Raw genomic sequence first — 16768 nt, forward strand, 5'->3', positions numbered from 1 at the left:
CGGATCGTGCCTGAGGGCGACACCGTGCACCGCGCGGCGCGGCGGATGCACGCCGCGCTCGCGGGCCGGGAGGTGACGCGATTCGACATCCGCGTGCCCGCGTCCGCCACCGCCGACCTGCGCGGCAGCACCGTGCGCGAGGTCGTCGCGCGCGGCAAGCACCTGCTGCACCGGATCGGCGATGCCACCCTGCACTCGCACCTCAAGATGGAGGGCGAGTGGTGGGTGCTGCGCGAGGGCGAGCGCTGGCCGCGCCCCGCGTTCCGGGCGCGCGCGGTCGTCGGGGTGCGCGGCGCCGAGGCGGTCGGCTTCGACCTGGCGATGGTCGAGGTGATGCCGACGCGCGATGAGCACCGCGTCGTCGGCCATCTCGGCCCCGATCCGCTCGGGCCCGATTGGGACCTCGCCCTCGCCGCGGCGAACGTGGCCGCCGATCCTCGCCCGATCCACGTGGCGATGCAGGATCAGCGCCACGTCGCCGGGTTCGGCAACGAGTACGCGAGCGAGCTGCTGTTCCTGCGCGGCGTGCACCCCGAGACGCCCGCGACGGCTGTCGACGCCGTCGCCCTGCTCGAGCTCGGCGCCCGCACCATCCGGCGCAACGTCGACCTGCCGGTGCGCATCTTCACCGGCGTCGCGCGGCGCGGGCAGGAGCGCTGGGTGTACGGCCGCGAGCACCGCCCGTGCCGCCGGTGCGGCACGCCGATCCGGCGCGGCGCCCTCGGCGCGACCCCCGCGAGCGAGCGCGTCGTGTACTGGTGCCCGGTGTGCCAGCCGGCGGCCTGATCCGGTTCAGTGCCCGATGTAGCGGCCGGGGCGGTGATTCAGCGCGAGCACGAGGTTGAGCACGACGGCGCCGGCGGCCGAGAGCAGCACCATGCGCCAGTCCACCGCGAAGAACGCCGCGACGACGATGAGCACGTCGACGATCATCTGCGTCCACCCCGCACGGAAGCCGGTGCGGTCCTGCACGAGGATCGCGACGATGTTCACCCCTCCCACGCTCGCACCGTGGCGGAACAGGATGAGCAGCCCCACCCCGACCAGCAGGTTGCCGCCCAGCACGGCGTAGACCGGCTGCAGGCCAGAGACGGGGACCCAGGCGACGTTCACGGCCGAGAGTGCGGCCACGCCGCCCACGCAGATCGCCGTGAGCACCGTGAAGCGCGCACCCTTCTTCCACAGCGCGAGGGCGACGAAGGGGGCGTTCACGAGGGCGAAGATGAGCCAGAACGGCACGTCCGAGAGCTGGTCGATGAGCAGCGCGAGCCCCGCCGTGCCGCCGGTGACGGCCCCCACCGCCTTCAGCAGGTGCAGCCCGAAGGCCACGACGAACGTGCCCGTGACGATGCCGAGCACGTCCTCCGCGAGCGTGTGGCGCGTCTGCTCCCACTCGAAGACGACCTGCTTCTGATCGGGGGTGGATGATCCGGTCACCCGTCAACGATAGAAGGCCCGCGACCCGACCGCGATCCGGCGTCAGGGGCACCGGGCACAGCGCACGTGGAGCAAGCTCCCCGCTCGGGAATAGCCCGGGGAGGCATGGTGTTGGTGGGGAATGGCGGCCACAACCGCTGGCCGCGGAGGGACATCGTGGGCAAGAACTACGTCGACATCGAGAACGAGCGCGGCGAGACGCTGCGCTACCGCAAGCACGTGAACGGCCGAGGACTCGTCGCGCACGGCGCCAAGGTGCACCCCGAGGCGCGCGTCGAGTCGGGCGCCTACATCGAGCCGGGCGCGCGGATCGCCGCGGGCGCGCGCGTCGCGCGGGGCGCGTGGATCGAGCCCGGCGCGCAGGTGGGCCCCGGCGCCATCATCGACGCCAACGCGCAGATCGGCCCGAACGCCGTGATCGGCTCGCACGCCCACATCGGCGTGCGCTCGCACATCGGCGCCGAGGCGCTCATCCCCGACGGCGCGATCATCCGCGACGACGAGTCCATCGCCGACGGCGCGCGGGTCAAGACCGACCGCCGCGGCTTCCTGCTCGCGGCCTGACGCGCGTCAGGACCGACGGCGGTCAGGAATCGATCGCTCCTGACGCGCGTCAGGAATCGACCGGGGCGAGGCCGACGAACTTCATGCGGTCCTCGCCGTAGAAGCAGGACTGCAGCGCGAGTTCACCGCCGAGGCCGACGAGGTCGGCCGTGCTCGACCAGATCTTGGACGTGTACCGGATGTCGACGACCTCGTAGACCTGGTCGCGGCCCTCGATCCGAATCCGCTGCCCTTGCTCCCAGCCGAGCAGCACGTCGCCGCCGCAGTTGTTGTGCGCGGCCGCCGTCTCTGGCACACCCTCGCGCTCGTACGAGCTCATGACGGTGAACGTGCCATCGCAGAGGTCGAGCTCGTGCCGGCCGCCGACGACCCCGATTCGCACCGTCGGCAGTTCCTCGAAGACCTCTTCCTTGACCTCGTCGACGGTGCTCGTGACCTTGGTCTTGAGCGCGCCGTACACCCGCGCGCTCTCTTCTGGCATGACGGCGTACGTGCCGATCATCACCGCTCCCGCGGCGATGAGCACGATGCCGAACACCGTGAGCAGCTTTGCGCCCCGCCGCTTCTTCTCACCGTGAGTCGCCATGGCACCTCTTCCTCGCACCGCGAGGATACCAAGCCCCCGTGACATCCGGACCCGCCGAGCGAGATCCCACGGTCCGCTCGGACCGGTCGAGGCCGCGGCTCGTCGGCCGGTGACGCGGTCGTTCAGCGCGACGAGCGCGCGGTGCGCCCGCGGGTGATGCCCACGAACGTCTGGACGTCGTCGGAATCGCGGTCCCGCCGCCACGCCAGCGCCACCGTGCTCTCGGGGCCGCCTACGAGCGCGCGGTGGTCCACGTCGCGGCGGTGGTGCAGGCGCGCCAGCGAGAGCGGGACGACCACCACCCCCACCCCCGTCGCGGCGATCGCGATGGCGTCCTCCGTCGTCTCCGGAGCGTCGAAGCGCGGCGCCACGATGGGCAGGGCGAGCGGGCCGAGCACATCGTCGGCGGGCGTCACGAGCACCTCGCCCTCCAGATCGTCCGGGTGCAGCTCGTCGGCGGCCAGGAGCGAGGAGTCCCGCCCGGCGACCACCACGGGCGTCTCGTCGTAGAGCCGGATCGCGTGCACGGCGTCCGCATCCCCGGCCAGCGGCAGGCGCACGAGCGCGGCGTCGACGTGCCCGTCGTCCAGCGCCGCGCGCTGGTCCGCGACGGCGATCGGCACGAGCTCGAGCGCGACGTGCGGCATGCGCTCCCGCCACCGCTCGATCCACTTGCCCGGCATGGCGCCGGGGATGACGCCGAGCCGGAAGACCCGGGGCTCGGGCGCCGCCGGGGTGTCCGCCGCCTGCCGGCGGGGGGCCGGGCTCGGGGCGCGGGGCGCACGCGTGGGCTGGGGCCGTCCCCCGCGGGGCGCCCTGGCGCCGCCGCGGCGACCGCCTCCCGCGCTGCCCTTGGCCATACGGCAAGGCTACCCGCGCCCCGTCCGGCACCCGCCGGGCGGCACGGCTGCGGTCCGGAGGAGAACGGCGCCAGCGGAGGACCGGATCGGCCCATCGCTCCTCCGGTGCGACCGTTCTCCTCCGCGGGGCCGCGCGCCCGCCGCTACGCCTCGGCGCCCGGCGCGCCGTCGCGCCCGGCACGCAGCATCACGACGCGCATCGCGACGCAGACCGCCGTGAGCAGCGCGGCCGCGGCGAGCGCCGCAACGGCGACGGGAACGCTGCGCGGCTCGCCGGTGAGCCGCTCGACGGCGATCCACACCGTGCCCCACGCGATGGCGAGCGGCATCGCGACCGCCCAGCTGTTGCGCGCCGAGACGGCGATGCCCGCGGCGCACACGGCCACGAGCGCCAGCACGCCGCCGCCGTCGCCCGCCCAGCCGCCCAGGTTCAGCGCCGCGATCCACGCCGCCGCGTTCGCGACACCGGCCGCCAGCGCCCAGCCCAGATGCGCGCCCGCGAGCCCGTCGAGCAGCAGACCGCCGAGCAGGCTCTGGCGCCGCCGCGTCGTCGCCGCGCCGCGGAATGCCCGATACGCGGCCCCGACGAGCAGTGCCATCACGACCACGGTGGTCCACAGCGGCAGCAGCTGCGCGGCGAGGATCCACAGCCCCTCCAGCGCGGCGACGGCCGCGAGCCACCACCCCGCTGCGCGGTGCCGCGGATCGTGCCGCTGGGCGGGCAGTGCCTGCCAGACGGCGTACGCGACCAGCCCGGCGTAGAGGGGCGTCCAGATCATGAACGCGGGCGTCGCGGGCGCGAGCAGCGATCCGGCCGGTCCGAGCGCGCCGCCCTGCGTCTCGGCGACCGACCGTCCGCCCGCCGCCCCGGAGCCGAGGAAGCCCGCGGCGATCGCGGCGACGACGCAGATCGCGACGACGACCTGCCGCAGGCCGTCGCGGTGGCGGCTCTCCCCTGCCGGGGACGGCACGGACCGCTCGTGCGGATCGCTCACGTCGGCTCGCCTCGCCTTCTCGAGAGGATGCATGCCTCCACTCTCCGCACCGCCGACATCCGCCGACAGGGGCTTGTCCCGGCCCGCCGGATGTGCGTGCGTGCGGTCACTCTCCCCGCAGCATGGCGACGCGCTCCCGGAGGTATGCGTCCAGCGGCATGAGCGCCCCGCCCGCGGTCCAGCGCACCACGAGGGCGCCGTCTCGCCACGAGAGCGGGCCGGACGCCTCTCCCGCCGCCACCGCCGCCAGGTCGATCCGCGCGTGGTCGACGTTGACCGTCGTCCCCTCCGCGAAGCCCCCGCGCACGCACATCGCGGCCGCCTCGGCGCGCCGCCGCGCCGCCTCCGCGGTGAAGCCGCGCCGTCGCTCCTCGCTCGCGCGCAGCACCTGGCCGACCTCGTGCACGGCGTCGTCGCCGATCAGCAGCACGCCCACGCGCCAGGCCTCGCCATCGGGCACGATCCGGGGCCGGGCGCCCAGCGCCCGCCGCAGCCCGCCGGGCAGCTTCAGGCGGCCGAGGGCCTCCCGCGGCACGGGCGCGAGCCGTCGCCGCGCCTCGTCGAAGAGCTCGGCCGGGTCCACCCGACCAGGCTACGGCGCGAGGGCCCGCTCGATCAGCGCGATGGCGGCCCGTCCGGCGTCGGGCCGCCCCTCGGGCGCGAACGCCGTGTGGAACGCCGCCATGCTCACGGCCGTGGCGACGTCCTCGACCGTGACAGACGGGTCCACCCGACCCGCCTCGCGCTCCCGCCCGAGGATCCCGGCGATGATCCGCTCCAGCCGCTGCGCGAGGGCGGCGACGGCGGGATCGGTCGACGGCGCGAGCGCCTCGAGCAGCGACGCCGACATGCGCGCCTGGGCCACGACGAGCTCGAGCAGCCCGCGCAGGTCGTGCGCCTGCGCCTCGACGGCCGCGAGGTTCTCGTCGAACACCGCGACCGCCAGCGCCGTCTTGTCGGGGAAGTGGCGGTACAGCGAGGCCTGGCCGACGCCCGCCCGCTTGGCGATCTGACTGAACGGCACCCCGAAGCCCTGCTCGGCGAACAGCTCCCGCCCGGCCGCGATGAGGGCGCGTCGGTTCGCGGGACCGGCGGCGGGTCCGCGGTTGCTCTTGGAGGGCTCGGCCACGGGAACTAAACTATCTCGTAGATCCGGACATACATGTCCGGTCGCGCCGCCATCCGACGGCGCACCCCTCGGTCGACGGCGACCACGATCCGCCGGCCGCGTATCGAAAGGACGCATCGCCATGAGCGACGCCGCAGCTGCCCAGGGACCCCAGATGGCCCAGTGGGAGGAGAAGATCACGCCCGGCCGGTTCGACGGCCGCACGATCATCGTCACGGGAGCCGGATCGGGCATCGGCCGCGCGACCGCATCGCGCATCGCGCGCGAGGGCGGCACCGTCGTGGCGGTCGACATGAACGAGGCCGGCCTGGACGAGCTCGTCGGGGAGTTCCCCGCGCTGAACATCGTCAAGGTCGTCGCCGACATCACCGACGACGCGGCGGTCTCCGAGATCGCGGCCGCCGCCGGCGACCGGATCGACGGCCTCGCCAACGTCGCGGGCATCATGGACCGGATGCAGCCGATCCACGAGATCGACCCCGCGCTGTGGGAGAAGGTCTTCGCCGTCAACGTGACGGGCTCGTTCAAGCTCATGAAGGCGGTGCTGCCCGGCATGCTCGAGCGCGGCGCCGGATCGATCGTGAACGTCGCCAGCGAGGCCGGCCTGCGCGGCTCGGCCGCCGGCACGGCGTACACCGCGTCGAAGCACGCGGTCGTCGGCATGACGAAGAGCTCGGCGTACCTCTACGCGCTCACAGGCGTGCGGATCAACGCGGTGGCGCCCGGCGCCGTGGCGACGAACATCGAGGGCACGTTCGCCAGCGAGTTCGCCGCGCCCCGCATCCAGCGCGGCATGGCGGCGATCCCCTCGATCGCCCACGCCTCGCAGCTGGCCGCGTCGATCACGTTCCTGCTGACCGACGACGCCACCAACCTCAACGGCGTCATCCTGCCCTCGGACGGCGGCTGGTCCGCGGCCTGATCGCCGCACACCCGCGAGAATCCAGACCCGCGCCGAGAATCCCGTCACCCGCGGATTCTCGGCGCGGCGATGGATTCTCGCCGATCTCCCGCCTGTGAGGCCGGCGGCTAGAGCTCGTCCTCGTCGCGGTCGTCCTCGGTGCCGCCGTCGGGGTACGACGCCACCTCGGGGCGGCGCACGAGGAAGACGATCGAGGCAGCGAGGCCGCCCCAGACCAGCACCGCGGCGATGACGAAGAACGCGATGGCGATGCCGCTCATCGGGCGCCTCCCTTCAGGTTCAGCTGCGCATCCGTCGGCCAGGCCTCGAACCGGTCGGGATCATGCCGCCAGCGCAGCTGCGGCAGCACGAGCGCGCCGACGATCATGATGAGCACCGATCCCCAGCCGGCCACGCCGAGATACCACGTGGGGTAGCCCCCGTACCCGTTCACGAACAGATCGATGATCTTCGTGATGAGCATGTACGCGAGCACGGCCGGCGCCAGCACCGCCGTGAAGAACGTCCACAGGCGACCCACGTGGAACGTCGACAGCGCGCTGAGGTGCCGGGACAGCTCGCGGCCGCGGCGGCGCACCCACAGCACGATCACCGACATGGCGACGGCCGAGCCGACGATGCCGACGTTGTTGGCCCAGTTGTCCACGGTGTCGAGCGCCGTGAGGCCCGAGGTGGAGCCGAACAGCACCATCGACACGACGGCGAGTGCGCCGCCGAAGCCGAGCACCGCCTGGGCCCGGGTGAGGGCGAACTTGTCGCGCAGCGCGGCGATGATCACCTCGAGGATCGAGATGAGCGACGTCAGGCCCGCGAGCGTGAGCGATCCGAAGAACAGCGCACCGACCCACTCGCCGCCGGGCATCTCGCTCACGATGGCGGGGAAGGTCATGAACGCAAGGCCCACGCCCGTCAGGCCCTCGAGGTCGCCGACGGCGACGCCCTGCTGGAACGCGAAGAACCCGAGCGTCGCGAACACGCCGATGCCCGCGAGGATCTCGAACGACGAGTTGCCGAAGGCCACGACGAGGCCCGCGCCGGTCATGTTGGATCGGCGCTTGCGGTACGAGGCGAACGTGATCATGATGCCGAACGCCACCGACAGCGAGAAGAAGATCTGGCTGTACGCCGCGATCCAGACGTTCGGATCGGCGAGCGCCGCGAAGTCGGGGGTGAAGAACTCGTCGAGGCCGTGCGCGGCGCCGGGCAGCGTGAGGGAGTAGATCACGATCGTCAGGAACGCGAGCACGAGCAGCGGGATGATGATGACGTTCGCGCGCTGCACGCCCTTCACCACGCCCGCGGCGAGGATGCCCAGGGTGACGATCCACATGATCGCGAGCGGGATCGCCACGGCCGGCATGTACTCGAGTGTGAACGGGGCCGTCGTCGAGTCGGCGGCGTGCAGGTAGTCGCCCGTGAAGAAGGCGGTGGGGTCATCGCCCCATCGCAGGTCCCACGAGAACACGAAGTAGCTCGACGACCACGCGAGCACCGCCGTGTAGTAGATCGCGATGAAGACGCTGATGAGCACCTGGAACCAGCCGAGCCCCTCGCCGAGCTTGCCGCCGAGGCGACGCAGCGCGAGCGGGGCGGAGCCGCGGAAGCGGTGCCCGATCGCGTAGTCGAGGAACAGGATCGGGATGCCGGCGGTGACGAGCGCCACGAGGTACGGGATGAGGAACGCCCCGCCACCGGATTCGTAGGCGACGCCCGGGAAGCGCCAGATGTTCCCGAGCCCGACGGCCGAGCCGAGGGCGGACAGGATGAATCCCACCTGCCCGGACCACTGCTCCCGCTCGGGGACGGCGGTGACTTCGCGCTGCGCTCGCGCCATGGTGCTCCTCGCTCGCGACGTTCGGTGACGGCCTTCGCCGGTGACCGAGAATACGCGGCCGGGCGGGCGCGAGGGAACAGCGCGCGGGATGTCGCGTCGGGAGCCGCGGGCTCAGGCGACCTGGTCGTCGCCCCCGTCGAGGGCGCGCAGCGGCCGGATCGGCGGGTGCGCGCCGTGGATCTCGCGGTGGATGCGCTCCATGCGCTCGTCGAGCTCGGCGGCCGTGAGGGCCGCGTCGCGCAGGCTGTCGGTGAGGCGCACCGGCACCTGGCGCTCGTACTTGTAGTAGATCTTGTGCTCGAGGCTCGCCCAGAAGTCCATGGCGATCGTGCGGAACTGCACCTCCACCGGCACATGCACGGTCCCCGTCGAGAGGAACACCGGCACCTCGACGATCGCGTGCAGGCTCTTGTAGCCGTTGGGCTTGGGGTGCGCGATGTAGTCCTTGACCTCGCGCACCGTCACGTCGTCCTGCCCCGCCAGCAGCTCGAACAGCCGGTAGGCGTCGCTCACGAAGCTGCACGTCACGCGCACGCCGGCGATGTCGGTGACCTGCTCGCGGATCGTGTCGAAGTCGGGCTCGATCCCCTTGCGCATCACCTTGGCGAGGATCGAGTCGGGCGTCTTCAGCCGGCACGACACGTTCTCGATCGGGTTGTACGCGTGCGTGTGCTCGAAGTCGTCGCGCAGGATGAGCATCTTCGTCTCGATCTCGCGCATCCCGAATCGGTACTCCGACAGGAACCGGGCCAGGTCGTCGCGGATCTCCCGCGCCTCCGCCAGCGCCTCGTCGTCGAAGGCGAGCGCGTCCGCCGCATCGGTGGTCATGCGACTCACGCTATGCAGGCGGGGTCGGCGTCGGCTGTGAGAAGCCTATGGTTCTGCCCGCGGCGGCCGGCGCCCTCGCGCGACGCGCGGCGCGTGCGCGAAGAGGCATCACGGGATACCGTGGCCCCATGGGCATCCTGTACTACGGCGGATCCGCCGTACCGATCCACATCGAGGACCGCGCGCTGGCTCACCTGAAGGTCGTGATCGTCGCGAAGCTGCGGCGCAACGAGAGCTTCACGGTGTCGTGGAAGCACCACGAGTCCGAGCCGACCGGGCGCAGCACCATCTGGATCAACCCGTCGCTGCCGCTGCGGTTCGTGTTCGACGAGCCCGAGGCGCCCGAGCTGAACCGCGCCTGGATCGAGGAGCTGGCGCACTCGGCGAACGCGCTCGGCGGCGTCATGCTGACCGAGGAGCACGTCGAGTCGCCGCCCGACCAGGAGCCCGCCCGCAACTGAGCGCGCACGAGAAGAGCGCCGACCCCCTCGGGGATCGGCGCTCTTCTCGTCTGAGCTGCGGGCGGCTCAGTCCTCGCCCGCCGGCTGCGAGCTCGGCTCGGGCGGCTCGGGGGTGATCGTGAGCCCGTTGGGACCGCTCGCGGCGAGCATGAGGTCGTCGAGCCACGCGCGGTTCAGGCGCGGCGCGCGCCCGCCCGAGAAGTGGAACTGCATCGGGATCGAGGGGTGCAGCCAGAAGCTGCGTCGCCCCTCGCCCTCGCCGAGCTTGGTGTCGAACATGAAGGGCTCGCCCCGGCGCAGCTTGTTCATGACGACAATGCGCAGGTGGGCCAGCGTGCGGTCATCGATCTCGACGCTTGTGGCCGCCGCGCCATAGAGGAACCGTCCCATGGGGCGACTCTAACCGACCCGCGCCGGGCGATATCGCGGGCGCGGGCAACGGCCCGGGTGGTACCCGGGCCGTTGCGGGGACGCGTCAGATGCCTGCGACGCCGCCCTGGTCGCGCGAGGTCTCCTGCGCGCCGTGGATCTCGCCGCGCCACGCGCCGGTCTCCGAGTCGCGCTCCTCGATGAACTCCTTGAAGCGCCGCAGGTCCATGCGTGCCTGCGCGTCGTCGATGCCGAGCGCCGCGCCGGCCTTCTCGAGGAGCCCCTCGGGCTCCCACTCCATCTCGAGGCGCACGTGCGTTCCCTCGGCGTTCGGCTCGAACTCGACGCTGCCGCGGTGGAAGGTGCCGTCGGCGCTCTGCCACGAGACGTGACGGTCGGGCACCTGATCGACGACGTCGGCGTAGAACGAGTTCTCCTTGCCCGCGATGCTCACCGTCCAGCGCGTGCGCACGTCATCGATCTGCTCGACCGACTTCACGGCCCCCAGGAACTCCGGGAACGATTCGAACTGCGTCCACTGGTCGTACACCTTGCTGATGGGCGCCTCGACGTCCACCTCCGCGCGAAGTGTGGTCGTGGCCATCTCGTGCCTCCTTAGGGATCTCATCTGCGGATGTCGTGCGAGCCACGCTAGGCACCGCGAATCGCGTTGACGACGGGGTTGACGCCGGGCGCGACGGCGCTCAACATGCCGATGCCCGCAAGCTTCGGGCGCCGGCCGTGTCAACCCGTGGCACCGCCGTGCGCCTCGCGTGAGGATCGCGGCATGGAGAAAGACGTGGATCGACGCCCCATGCGGTTCGCCTTCGGCGCCTGGATCACCATCGTCACGGTCGGCCTGGCGCTGATGATCCTGATCCCGGCCCTGGGGAGGTGACATGCGGCACTTCGCACGCGACGCGGGCCTGAGCTTGTTCTTCCTCGCGATCTTCTTCGCCACGATCATCGGACAGGCCTTCGCGGGGCTGGCGCAGAGCAACGAAGAGCTGGTCAGGCACGGCAGGCCCAAGGAGGGACTGTGGCAGTACGTGACGTCGAGCGAGTTCGTCGTCGACGTCGCGGAGAACTGGCAGAGCGAGTTCCTGCAGTTCTTCGTGTTCATCCTCGCCACGGTGTGGCTGGTGCAGCGCGGATCGCCCGAGTCGAAGAAGCCCGGCGACGAGGGGCGCGGGTCCGAGGAGGATCAGCTGCTCGGCCCGCACGCGCTGCCCGAGTCGCCCGCGTGGGCGAAGGTGGAGGGGGCGCGGCGCTGGCTGCTGTCGAACTCGATGCTCATCGTGATGGGCGCCGTCTTCGTGCTGTCGTGGCTCGCGCAGTCGCTGGCGGGCACCACCGTGGCGAACGAGGAGGCGGCACAGCACGGCGAGCCGCCGATGACGTGGCTCGCGTACATCGCGAGCCCGGAGTTCTGGAGCCGCACGCTGCAGAACTGGCAGTCGGAGTTCCTCGCGGTGGGCTGCATGGTGGCGTTCTCGATCTACCTGCGCCAGCGCGGCTCGTCCGAGGCGAAGCCGGTGGGCCTGCCGCACCACGTCGCGGGCGAGGAGTCGCAGTAGACGCGGTGCGGCCCGTGGCGGCCGCATGGGGATCGCCCCGCCGCGGGGTCCGCGATATGCCGGACCCGGCATGCCTGCCGACGCCGGAGAAGCGCTTCTCCGGGAGAGAACCGCTTGTCAAGCACCTTCCGAACGGCTCGCGGCCGGGCGTAGCGTCGCCCCGCCGCGCTTCTCCGCGGCAGGATGACGAGGGAGCGGGACGTGGTGTTCTCAGGCAACGTGACCTCACGCCGCAGACGCCTGGGGGCGCTCGCGGCGATCGCCGCGGTCGGCCTGCTCGGCGGCTGCGCCGTCGGCACCGGCAGCGCGGGCGGCGACGACGACGCGCAGTACGACGCGGACGCGACGCTCGAGGGCGAGCTCTCGGTGATGGGGTTCTCGGGCGTCGACGAGGTCGCGACGAGCCGCATGGACCTGGCCGAGCGGGAGCTCGGCGACGGCGTCGAGCTGCGCCTCATCGAGGGCGAGCTCGATCTGCAGCAGTTCCTGTCGACGGTGGCGACCGGCGACCCGCCCGATCTCGTCTACGCCAACCGCGACCAGATCGGCTCGCTCGCGGCGCGCGACGCGATCCTGCCCCTCGACCGCTGCATCGAGGGCGAGGGCATCGACATGTCGATGTACGTCGAGTCGGCCCTGGCGCAGGTGACGCTCGACGGCACGGTCTACGGCATCCCGGAGTTCAACGTCGTGCAGCTGACGATGGCGAACGCCGACCTGCTCGACGCGGCCGGCCTCTCGATCGACGACGTGAACGGATCGGATCGCGAGGCCATGTCCGCCGCGAACGAGGCGCTCATGCGGCGCGGCGGCACGGGCCTCGAGGTGATCGGGATCGACAGCAAGCTCCCGGAGTTCTTCCCCCTGTGGGCGAAGGCCGCCGGCGTCGACCTGCTGTCGGAGGACGGTCGCGAGGCGAACCTCGACGATCCCGAGGCCGTGCGCGCCCTCGAATGGGCCGTGTCGATCTACGACGCGCAGGGCGGCTTCGCCGACGTGAAGGCGTTCCGCGACTCGGCCGACTTCTTCGGCGAGGGCAACCAGTTCGCCAGCGGCGTGCTGGGCGCCATGCCGATGGAGCAGTGGTACGTCAACGTGCTCAGCGACGTCTCCCCCGACGCGCCGCTCGCGTTCGACACCGTGCGCGACCTGGAGGGCGAGCCGCTCGCGTACGCGTCCGGATCGGCGTGGGCGATCCCCGCGGGCGCCGAGAACCCCGAGGCGGCGTGCCGCTGGGCGCGGGCGATGACCTCGCTCGACGCGTGGCAGGCGGCCGCGCAGGCGCGCCTCGAGCTGCGCGAGGCCGAGGGCAAGCCGTTCACCGGCATCCTCACCGGCAACGCCGAGGCGGACGAGATGGTGCGCGACATGGTGACCTCGGGCGGCGAGCCGTGGGACGCGGGCGTCGAGGCGATGTACGAGGCCAACGAGCACACCTTCGCCCTGCCGGCCAACCCCGCCGACGCCGAGTTCGAGCAGGCCATGAACGACGCCGTCAACGCCGTGCTCACGGGCGAGGCCGAGCCGGCCGACGCGCTCGCCGACGCGCAGCAGCAGGCGCAGGAGGCGCTCGACGAGGCCTGGGAGAGGGTCGAGGGCGAGGGATGAGGCGGCGCGAGTCCCTCGCCGCCCTCGGATTCCTCAGCCCCTGGCTGATCGGCTTCGCGGTCTTCACCGCGTGGCCGATCCTGTACAGCGCCTACCTGTCGCTGACCGACTACGACGTCATCAACGATCCGAACTTCGTCGGCTTCGACAACTACGTCGAGCTGTTCGAGGATCCGAAGGTCTCGCTCGCGCTCGGCAACACGCTGCTGTTCGCCGTGCTGCAGGTGCCGCTGTACGTGGCCGTCTCGCTCGCGCTCGCGACGCTGCTGAACCGGGCCGGGCGGGCGTCCGGGTTCTTCCGGACCGTGTTCTTCCTGCCCAAGATGACGCCGCCCGTCGCGGTGGGCATCCTGTTCCTGCTGCTGTTCAACGGCCAGAACGGGGTCATCAACGGCGCCTTGGGCGCGGTGGGGATCGACGGGCCGTCGTGGACGACCGACCCGGCGTGGGTGAAGCCGGGGCTCGTGATCATGAGCCTGTGGACCGTGGGATCGTCGGTGCTCATCCTGCTCGCCGCGCTGCGGGGCGTGCCCGAGGAGCTGTACGAGTCCGCCACGCTGGACGGCGCGGGCGGCTGGCGGCGCTTCCTCAGCGTGACGCTGCCGATGATCAGCCCCGCGGTGTTCTTCATCGTCGTCGTCAACACGATCGCCGCGCTGCAGACCTTCGACGAGGCGTACACCGCCTTCTTCGGCGCGGGCAACTCCACGTACAGCAACGACGCCGCGCTGTTCTACGTCATCTACCTGTTCCAGCAGGCGTTCGAGTTCCTGCACATGGGGTACGCGTCGGCGATGGCCTGGGTGCTGTTCGTCGTGATCATGGCGATCACCGCCGTCCAGATGGTGCTCTCGCGGCGCCTCGTGCACTACGAGGGGGCCGCGCAGTGAGCGCCGTCACCGAGCGCGTGCCCCTGGCCGTGAGCGCGGACGCGGAGGCGGCCGACGCCGCCACCGACGCGCGGCGCGGCCCGTCGCGCCGGCGCCGCACGCGGATCGGGCGGATCGTCTCGATCGCGCTGCTGTGCCTCGTGGGCGTCGTCTTCGTCTACCCGTTCGTGTGGCTCGTGAGCGCGTCGTTCAAGCCGCGCGGCGAGGTGTTCGACAACCGCCTCATCCCCGAGACGTTCACGTTCGACAACTACATCGCCGTCTGGCAGGAGGCGCCGCTGGCGCTGTGGCTGCTCAACACGGTCATCGTCACGGTGCTGGCGGCCACGGCCGTGACGCTGTCGAGCGCCATGGTGGCGTGGGGCTTCGCGCACTTCCGCTTCCGCGGCCGCGGGTTCCTCTTCTCCCTCGTGCTCGGCTCGATGATGCTCCCGGGCGCCGTCACGATGATCCCGACGTTCCTCATCTGGAACTCGCTCGGCCAGGTGGGCACGCTCACCCCCATGTGGGCGCACAACCTCTTCGGCAGCGCGTTCTACATCTTCCTGATGCGGCAGTTCATGCTGTCGCTGCCGCGCGAGCTGTTCGATGCTGCGCGGGTCGACGGGGCGGGGCCGTGGCAGGTGTTCTGGCGCATCGCGCTGCCGCTGAGCCGGCCCGTCATCGCGGTCACGCTCGTGTTCGAGGTGCAGACGGTGTGGACCGACCTGATGCGCGGCCTCATCTACCTGCGCGACAGCGCCACGTTCACGGTGCCGCGGGGCCTGAAGTCGCTCGTGGACGCCTTCGGGTTCGGCGGCGAGTGGCACTGGGAGATCCTCGTGACCGCGAGCGTGGTGACGACCGTGCCGATGATCGTGCTGTTCTTCCTCGCGCAGCGACACATCATCCAGGGCGTCGCGACGACAGGCCTCAAGGGCTGACGCGGCCGCGCGCCTGCCTCCCCCTCGCGGTTCCCGTAGATTCGGGGGCATGACCCGGGCTCCCGCACCACGGATGCCGTGGGGGCGCGCGCTCCGCTACGCCGCCGCCGCGATCGGTGCGCCGTACGCCGTGGCGCTGCTCATCGTCCTCACGCTCGTCGGGCTCTCTTCCCCGCGCCCCGGCGATCCGTCGGTCGCCGGCATGGCGCTGGTCGGCGCGATCATCGCGGCGGCGTCATTCCTCGCGCTCGCGCTGCTTGCACGCCGCCGCCCGCCGCGGTCGCGGATGATCGCGTTCGGACAGGCGCTGCTGGCGTGCCTTCTCGCGATCCTCGCCGTTCTCGTCGCGACGGGTGCCGCGACGGTCGTCGTCGAGGCCGCCTCGCCCACGCCGGCGCGCGCCCCCTTCGCACTGCCGCTCCTGTCGATCACCGTCGCGTACGCCGTCGCCGTCGTGGCGCTGCTCGGCACCCCGCTCTGGGTGGGCGCCGGCGTCGTGGCGGCGGCGCCCCTGCTCGGCCTGCCGCCCCGGCCGGAGCTTCGCGCGCCCGGCGCGATCGGCGCCGGCCTCGCGCTCGCGCTGCTGGCGGCGGTGACGATGCTCGCGGGCGTCTTCCGCTCCCCCGCGGAGGCGGCCTCCGAGGTGTGCGCCGCGGAGGCCTGGGCGGCGCCACACGGCGCGGTCTTCACGGGCGCGTGGAGCTGGTTCCCGCTCGGGTGGCGGTGCGCGTGGGACGGCGTCGGCACGGTCACGAACTGGTGGCCCACCTTCGCCCTCGGCTGGGGCCTCGGCGGCCTCGCGCTCGGGCTGGCGCTGTGGGCGGCGAACCGTCCGGCGCGCCCGCGCACCGAGGTGCCGCAGCTGCCCGACGAGGAGTCGATCTTCCCCTGATCCCGGCGGTGTCAAGCCCCTGACGACGGCCCCTGCCCGGCGCGATTCTGGACCGGACAGAGGAGGCCACATGAGCGAGAACGACGTGCCGACCGGCAAGCCGAGCCAGGCCGAGGGCGAGGACCCGGACGCCCCCGACACCGGCGACCCCATCGAGGTCGGCGGCCACCCGTCGCAGGCCGAGGGCGAGGACGACGAGGACGCCTGATCCGTCAGGCCCGGCGCGGCGTCAGCCACACGGCGAGCGCCGCGCCGGCCGCGCCGCCCACCAGCTGCGCCGCGACGAACGGCGCCACCGAGGCGGGAGCGATACCCGCGAACGAGTCGCTGAACGCCCGCCCGATCGTGATGGCCGGGTTTGCGAAGCTCGTCGACGCGGTGAACCAGTACGCCGCGCCGATGTACGCGCCTACCGCGGGGGCGGCGAGCGCGCCGCGGCCCGTGCGGGCGAGCAGCAGGATCACGAGCACGAGGCCCGCGGTCGCGACCCCCTCGGCGAGCAGGAGGGGCGCGCCCGCGCGATCCGTCGTCGACCACGACACGGCGGCGGCGCCGAACATGAGGTTCGCGAGGATCGTCCCCGCGATGCAGCCGGCGATCTGCGCGGCGACGTAGGGGGCGACCTCGCGCCACGCCCGCCCGCCCGTGGCGGCGTCGACGAGGGTGACGACGGGGTTGAGGTGCGCGCCCGAGATCGGGGCGAGGATCGCGATGAGCACGGCCAGGCCGAGCGCGGTCGCGAGCGCGTTCTCGAGCAGCTGCAGCCCCGCATCTCCCGGCGACATCCGCTGCGCCATGATCCCCGAGCCCACGACGACTGCCGCCAGCAGCGCCGATCCGAGCGCCTCCGCCGTCGCCCGCCGCGCGATCCCCGGTTCCGAGACGAGGACATT

Annotated in this window: 22 protein-coding genes; 10 read left to right on the forward strand and 12 right to left on the reverse strand. The window is 72.2% G+C overall.

Going from position 1 to position 16768, the window contains the following annotated elements; all coding sequences use genetic code 11:
- The first annotated feature begins 6 nt into the window (after window positions 1-6).
- Window positions 7-786 carry a DNA-formamidopyrimidine glycosylase family protein gene (locus ACYVJ0_RS07595; protein WP_449855110.1) on the forward strand — a complete coding sequence of 260 codons (780 nt, stop codon included), beginning with the start codon at window positions 7-9 and terminating at the stop codon, window positions 784-786.
- Between the two features lie 6 nt (window positions 787-792).
- On the opposite strand, the gene ACYVJ0_RS07600 is transcribed toward ACYVJ0_RS07595, so the two are convergent.
- Complete coding sequence (locus ACYVJ0_RS07600; protein ID WP_449855109.1) at window positions 793-1437, reverse strand: YitT family protein; 645 nt, start codon at window positions 1435-1437, stop codon at window positions 793-795.
- Window positions 1438-1542: 105 nt separating this feature from the next.
- On the opposite strand from ACYVJ0_RS07600, the gene ACYVJ0_RS07605 reads away from it, so the two are divergent.
- Window positions 1543-2001 carry a transferase gene (locus ACYVJ0_RS07605; RefSeq protein ID WP_449855108.1) on the forward strand — a complete coding sequence of 153 codons (459 nt, stop codon included), beginning with the start codon at window positions 1543-1545 and terminating at the stop codon, window positions 1999-2001.
- A 49-nt stretch (window positions 2002-2050) separates the two neighbouring features.
- On the opposite strand, the gene ACYVJ0_RS07610 is transcribed toward ACYVJ0_RS07605, so the two are convergent.
- The 5 genes from ACYVJ0_RS07610 to ACYVJ0_RS07630 form a co-directional block, all read right to left on the reverse strand.
- Entirely contained in the window at window positions 2051-2587 is a 537-nt protein-coding gene (locus ACYVJ0_RS07610) for a hypothetical protein (protein WP_449855107.1), read from the reverse strand.
- Between the two features lie 122 nt (window positions 2588-2709).
- Window positions 2710-3447 carry a LysR substrate-binding domain-containing protein gene (locus ACYVJ0_RS07615; RefSeq protein ID WP_449855106.1) on the reverse strand — a complete coding sequence of 246 codons (738 nt, stop codon included), beginning with the start codon at window positions 3445-3447 and terminating at the stop codon, window positions 2710-2712.
- A gap of 143 nt (window positions 3448-3590) precedes the next feature.
- The gene (locus ACYVJ0_RS07620; RefSeq protein ID WP_449855105.1) at window positions 3591-4475 is read right to left on the reverse strand and encodes a tryptophan-rich sensory protein; all 885 of its coding nucleotides are present in this window, start codon (window positions 4473-4475) and stop codon (window positions 3591-3593) included.
- 73 nt (window positions 4476-4548) lie between these two features.
- The gene (locus tag ACYVJ0_RS07625; RefSeq protein WP_449855104.1) at window positions 4549-5025 is read right to left on the reverse strand and encodes a glutaminase; all 477 of its coding nucleotides are present in this window, start codon (window positions 5023-5025) and stop codon (window positions 4549-4551) included.
- A 9-nt stretch (window positions 5026-5034) separates the two neighbouring features.
- Complete coding sequence (locus ACYVJ0_RS07630; RefSeq protein WP_449855103.1) at window positions 5035-5571, reverse strand: TetR/AcrR family transcriptional regulator; 537 nt, start codon at window positions 5569-5571, stop codon at window positions 5035-5037.
- A gap of 121 nt (window positions 5572-5692) precedes the next feature.
- Here ACYVJ0_RS07630 and ACYVJ0_RS07635 point away from each other — a divergent pair, with 121 nt between their 5' ends.
- Window positions 5693-6493, forward strand: coding sequence for an SDR family NAD(P)-dependent oxidoreductase (locus tag ACYVJ0_RS07635; protein ID WP_449855102.1), 801 nt, complete (start codon window positions 5693-5695; stop codon window positions 6491-6493).
- A gap of 107 nt (window positions 6494-6600) precedes the next feature.
- Here ACYVJ0_RS07635 and ACYVJ0_RS07640 read toward each other — a convergent pair whose 3' ends face one another.
- The 3 genes from ACYVJ0_RS07640 to ACYVJ0_RS07650 form a co-directional block, all read right to left on the reverse strand.
- Window positions 6601-6753, reverse strand: coding sequence for a MetS family NSS transporter small subunit (locus ACYVJ0_RS07640; RefSeq protein ID WP_460817037.1), 153 nt, complete (start codon window positions 6751-6753; stop codon window positions 6601-6603).
- Window positions 6750-8327 carry a sodium-dependent transporter gene (locus ACYVJ0_RS07645; protein ID WP_460817038.1) on the reverse strand — a complete coding sequence of 526 codons (1578 nt, stop codon included), beginning with the start codon at window positions 8325-8327 and terminating at the stop codon, window positions 6750-6752. The genes ACYVJ0_RS07640 and ACYVJ0_RS07645 overlap by 4 nt, the downstream gene beginning before the upstream one ends.
- Before the next feature lie 111 nt (window positions 8328-8438).
- Complete coding sequence (locus ACYVJ0_RS07650; RefSeq protein ID WP_449853838.1) at window positions 8439-9155, reverse strand: GTP pyrophosphokinase; 717 nt, start codon at window positions 9153-9155, stop codon at window positions 8439-8441.
- A gap of 128 nt (window positions 9156-9283) precedes the next feature.
- On the opposite strand from ACYVJ0_RS07650, the gene ACYVJ0_RS07655 reads away from it, so the two are divergent.
- The gene (locus ACYVJ0_RS07655) at window positions 9284-9616 is read left to right on the forward strand and encodes a DUF7882 family protein (RefSeq protein ID WP_449853839.1); all 333 of its coding nucleotides are present in this window, start codon (window positions 9284-9286) and stop codon (window positions 9614-9616) included.
- Window positions 9617-9682: 66 nt separating this feature from the next.
- On the opposite strand, the gene ACYVJ0_RS07660 is transcribed toward ACYVJ0_RS07655, so the two are convergent.
- Both ACYVJ0_RS07660 and ACYVJ0_RS07665 read right to left on the reverse strand, forming a co-directional pair.
- Complete coding sequence (locus ACYVJ0_RS07660) at window positions 9683-10006, reverse strand: DUF7882 family protein (RefSeq protein WP_449853840.1); 324 nt, start codon at window positions 10004-10006, stop codon at window positions 9683-9685.
- A gap of 85 nt (window positions 10007-10091) precedes the next feature.
- Window positions 10092-10589, reverse strand: coding sequence for an SRPBCC family protein (locus tag ACYVJ0_RS07665; RefSeq protein WP_449853841.1), 498 nt, complete (start codon window positions 10587-10589; stop codon window positions 10092-10094).
- Window positions 10590-10884: 295 nt separating this feature from the next.
- Here ACYVJ0_RS07665 and ACYVJ0_RS07670 point away from each other — a divergent pair, with 295 nt between their 5' ends.
- The 6 genes from ACYVJ0_RS07670 (at window position 10885) to ACYVJ0_RS07695 (ending at window position 16083) form a co-directional block, all read left to right on the forward strand.
- A complete protein-coding gene (locus ACYVJ0_RS07670; protein WP_449853842.1) occupies window positions 10885-11562 on the forward strand; it encodes a DUF6766 family protein in 678 nt (225 codons plus the stop codon).
- A 183-nt stretch (window positions 11563-11745) separates the two neighbouring features.
- On the forward strand, window positions 11746-13170 hold the full coding sequence (locus ACYVJ0_RS07675) for an ABC transporter substrate-binding protein (RefSeq protein ID WP_460817040.1): 1425 nt from the start codon (window positions 11746-11748) through the stop codon (window positions 13168-13170).
- Window positions 13167-14060 (forward strand): carbohydrate ABC transporter permease, encoded by an 894-nt coding sequence (locus ACYVJ0_RS07680; protein WP_460817042.1) that lies wholly within the window; start codon window positions 13167-13169, stop codon window positions 14058-14060. Before ACYVJ0_RS07675 ends, ACYVJ0_RS07680 begins: the two co-directional genes overlap by 4 nt.
- On the forward strand, window positions 14057-14983 hold the full coding sequence (locus tag ACYVJ0_RS07685) for a carbohydrate ABC transporter permease (RefSeq protein WP_460817043.1): 927 nt from the start codon (window positions 14057-14059) through the stop codon (window positions 14981-14983). Before ACYVJ0_RS07680 ends, ACYVJ0_RS07685 begins: the two co-directional genes overlap by 4 nt.
- Before the next feature lie 49 nt (window positions 14984-15032).
- On the forward strand, window positions 15033-15875 hold the full coding sequence (locus tag ACYVJ0_RS07690) for a hypothetical protein (RefSeq protein WP_460817045.1): 843 nt from the start codon (window positions 15033-15035) through the stop codon (window positions 15873-15875).
- Between the two features lie 70 nt (window positions 15876-15945).
- On the forward strand, window positions 15946-16083 hold the full coding sequence (locus tag ACYVJ0_RS07695; protein ID WP_449853848.1) for a hypothetical protein: 138 nt from the start codon (window positions 15946-15948) through the stop codon (window positions 16081-16083).
- A gap of 4 nt (window positions 16084-16087) precedes the next feature.
- Here ACYVJ0_RS07695 and ACYVJ0_RS07700 read toward each other — a convergent pair whose 3' ends face one another.
- Window positions 16088-16744, reverse strand: a complete 657-nt coding sequence (locus ACYVJ0_RS07700) for an aquaporin (RefSeq protein ID WP_460817135.1) — start codon at window positions 16742-16744, stop codon at window positions 16088-16090.
- Window positions 16745-16768: the final 24 nt, after the last annotated feature.

The organism is Microbacterium petrolearium (genome assembly GCF_054782875.1).

Bases quoted from the DNA above. Each gene is read 5' to 3' on its own strand.
- ACYVJ0_RS07605 (WP_449855108.1), top strand. From the start codon at position 1,543: ATGGTGTTGGTGGGGAATGGCGGCCACAACCGCTGGCCGCGGAGGGAC.
- ACYVJ0_RS07610 (WP_449855107.1), bottom strand. From the start codon at position 2,587: ATGGCGACTCACGGTGAGAAGAAGCGGCGGGGCGCAAAGCTGCTCACG.
- ACYVJ0_RS07615 (WP_449855106.1), bottom strand. From the start codon at position 3,447: ATGGCCAAGGGCAGCGCGGGAGGCGGTCGCCGCGGCGGCGCCAGGGCG.
- ACYVJ0_RS07620 (WP_449855105.1), bottom strand. From the start codon at position 4,475: ATGCATCCTCTCGAGAAGGCGAGGCGAGCCGACGTGAGCGATCCGCAC.
- ACYVJ0_RS07635 (WP_449855102.1), top strand. From the start codon at position 5,693: ATGAGCGACGCCGCAGCTGCCCAGGGACCCCAGATGGCCCAGTGGGAG.
- ACYVJ0_RS07640 (WP_460817037.1), bottom strand. From the start codon at position 6,753: ATGAGCGGCATCGCCATCGCGTTCTTCGTCATCGCCGCGGTGCTGGTC.
- ACYVJ0_RS07645 (WP_460817038.1), bottom strand. From the start codon at position 8,327: ATGGCGCGAGCGCAGCGCGAAGTCACCGCCGTCCCCGAGCGGGAGCAG.
- ACYVJ0_RS07650 (WP_449853838.1), bottom strand. From the start codon at position 9,155: ATGACCACCGATGCGGCGGACGCGCTCGCCTTCGACGACGAGGCGCTG.
- ACYVJ0_RS07655 (WP_449853839.1), top strand. From the start codon at position 9,284: ATGGGCATCCTGTACTACGGCGGATCCGCCGTACCGATCCACATCGAG.
- ACYVJ0_RS07660 (WP_449853840.1), bottom strand. From the start codon at position 10,006: ATGGGACGGTTCCTCTATGGCGCGGCGGCCACAAGCGTCGAGATCGAT.
- ACYVJ0_RS07665 (WP_449853841.1), bottom strand. From the start codon at position 10,589: ATGGCCACGACCACACTTCGCGCGGAGGTGGACGTCGAGGCGCCCATC.
- ACYVJ0_RS07670 (WP_449853842.1), top strand. From the start codon at position 10,885: ATGCGGCACTTCGCACGCGACGCGGGCCTGAGCTTGTTCTTCCTCGCG.
- ACYVJ0_RS07675 (WP_460817040.1), top strand. From the start codon at position 11,746: ATGACGAGGGAGCGGGACGTGGTGTTCTCAGGCAACGTGACCTCACGC.
- ACYVJ0_RS07680 (WP_460817042.1), top strand. From the start codon at position 13,167: ATGAGGCGGCGCGAGTCCCTCGCCGCCCTCGGATTCCTCAGCCCCTGG.
- ACYVJ0_RS07690 (WP_460817045.1), top strand. From the start codon at position 15,033: ATGACCCGGGCTCCCGCACCACGGATGCCGTGGGGGCGCGCGCTCCGC.
- ACYVJ0_RS07695 (WP_449853848.1), top strand. From the start codon at position 15,946: ATGAGCGAGAACGACGTGCCGACCGGCAAGCCGAGCCAGGCCGAGGGC.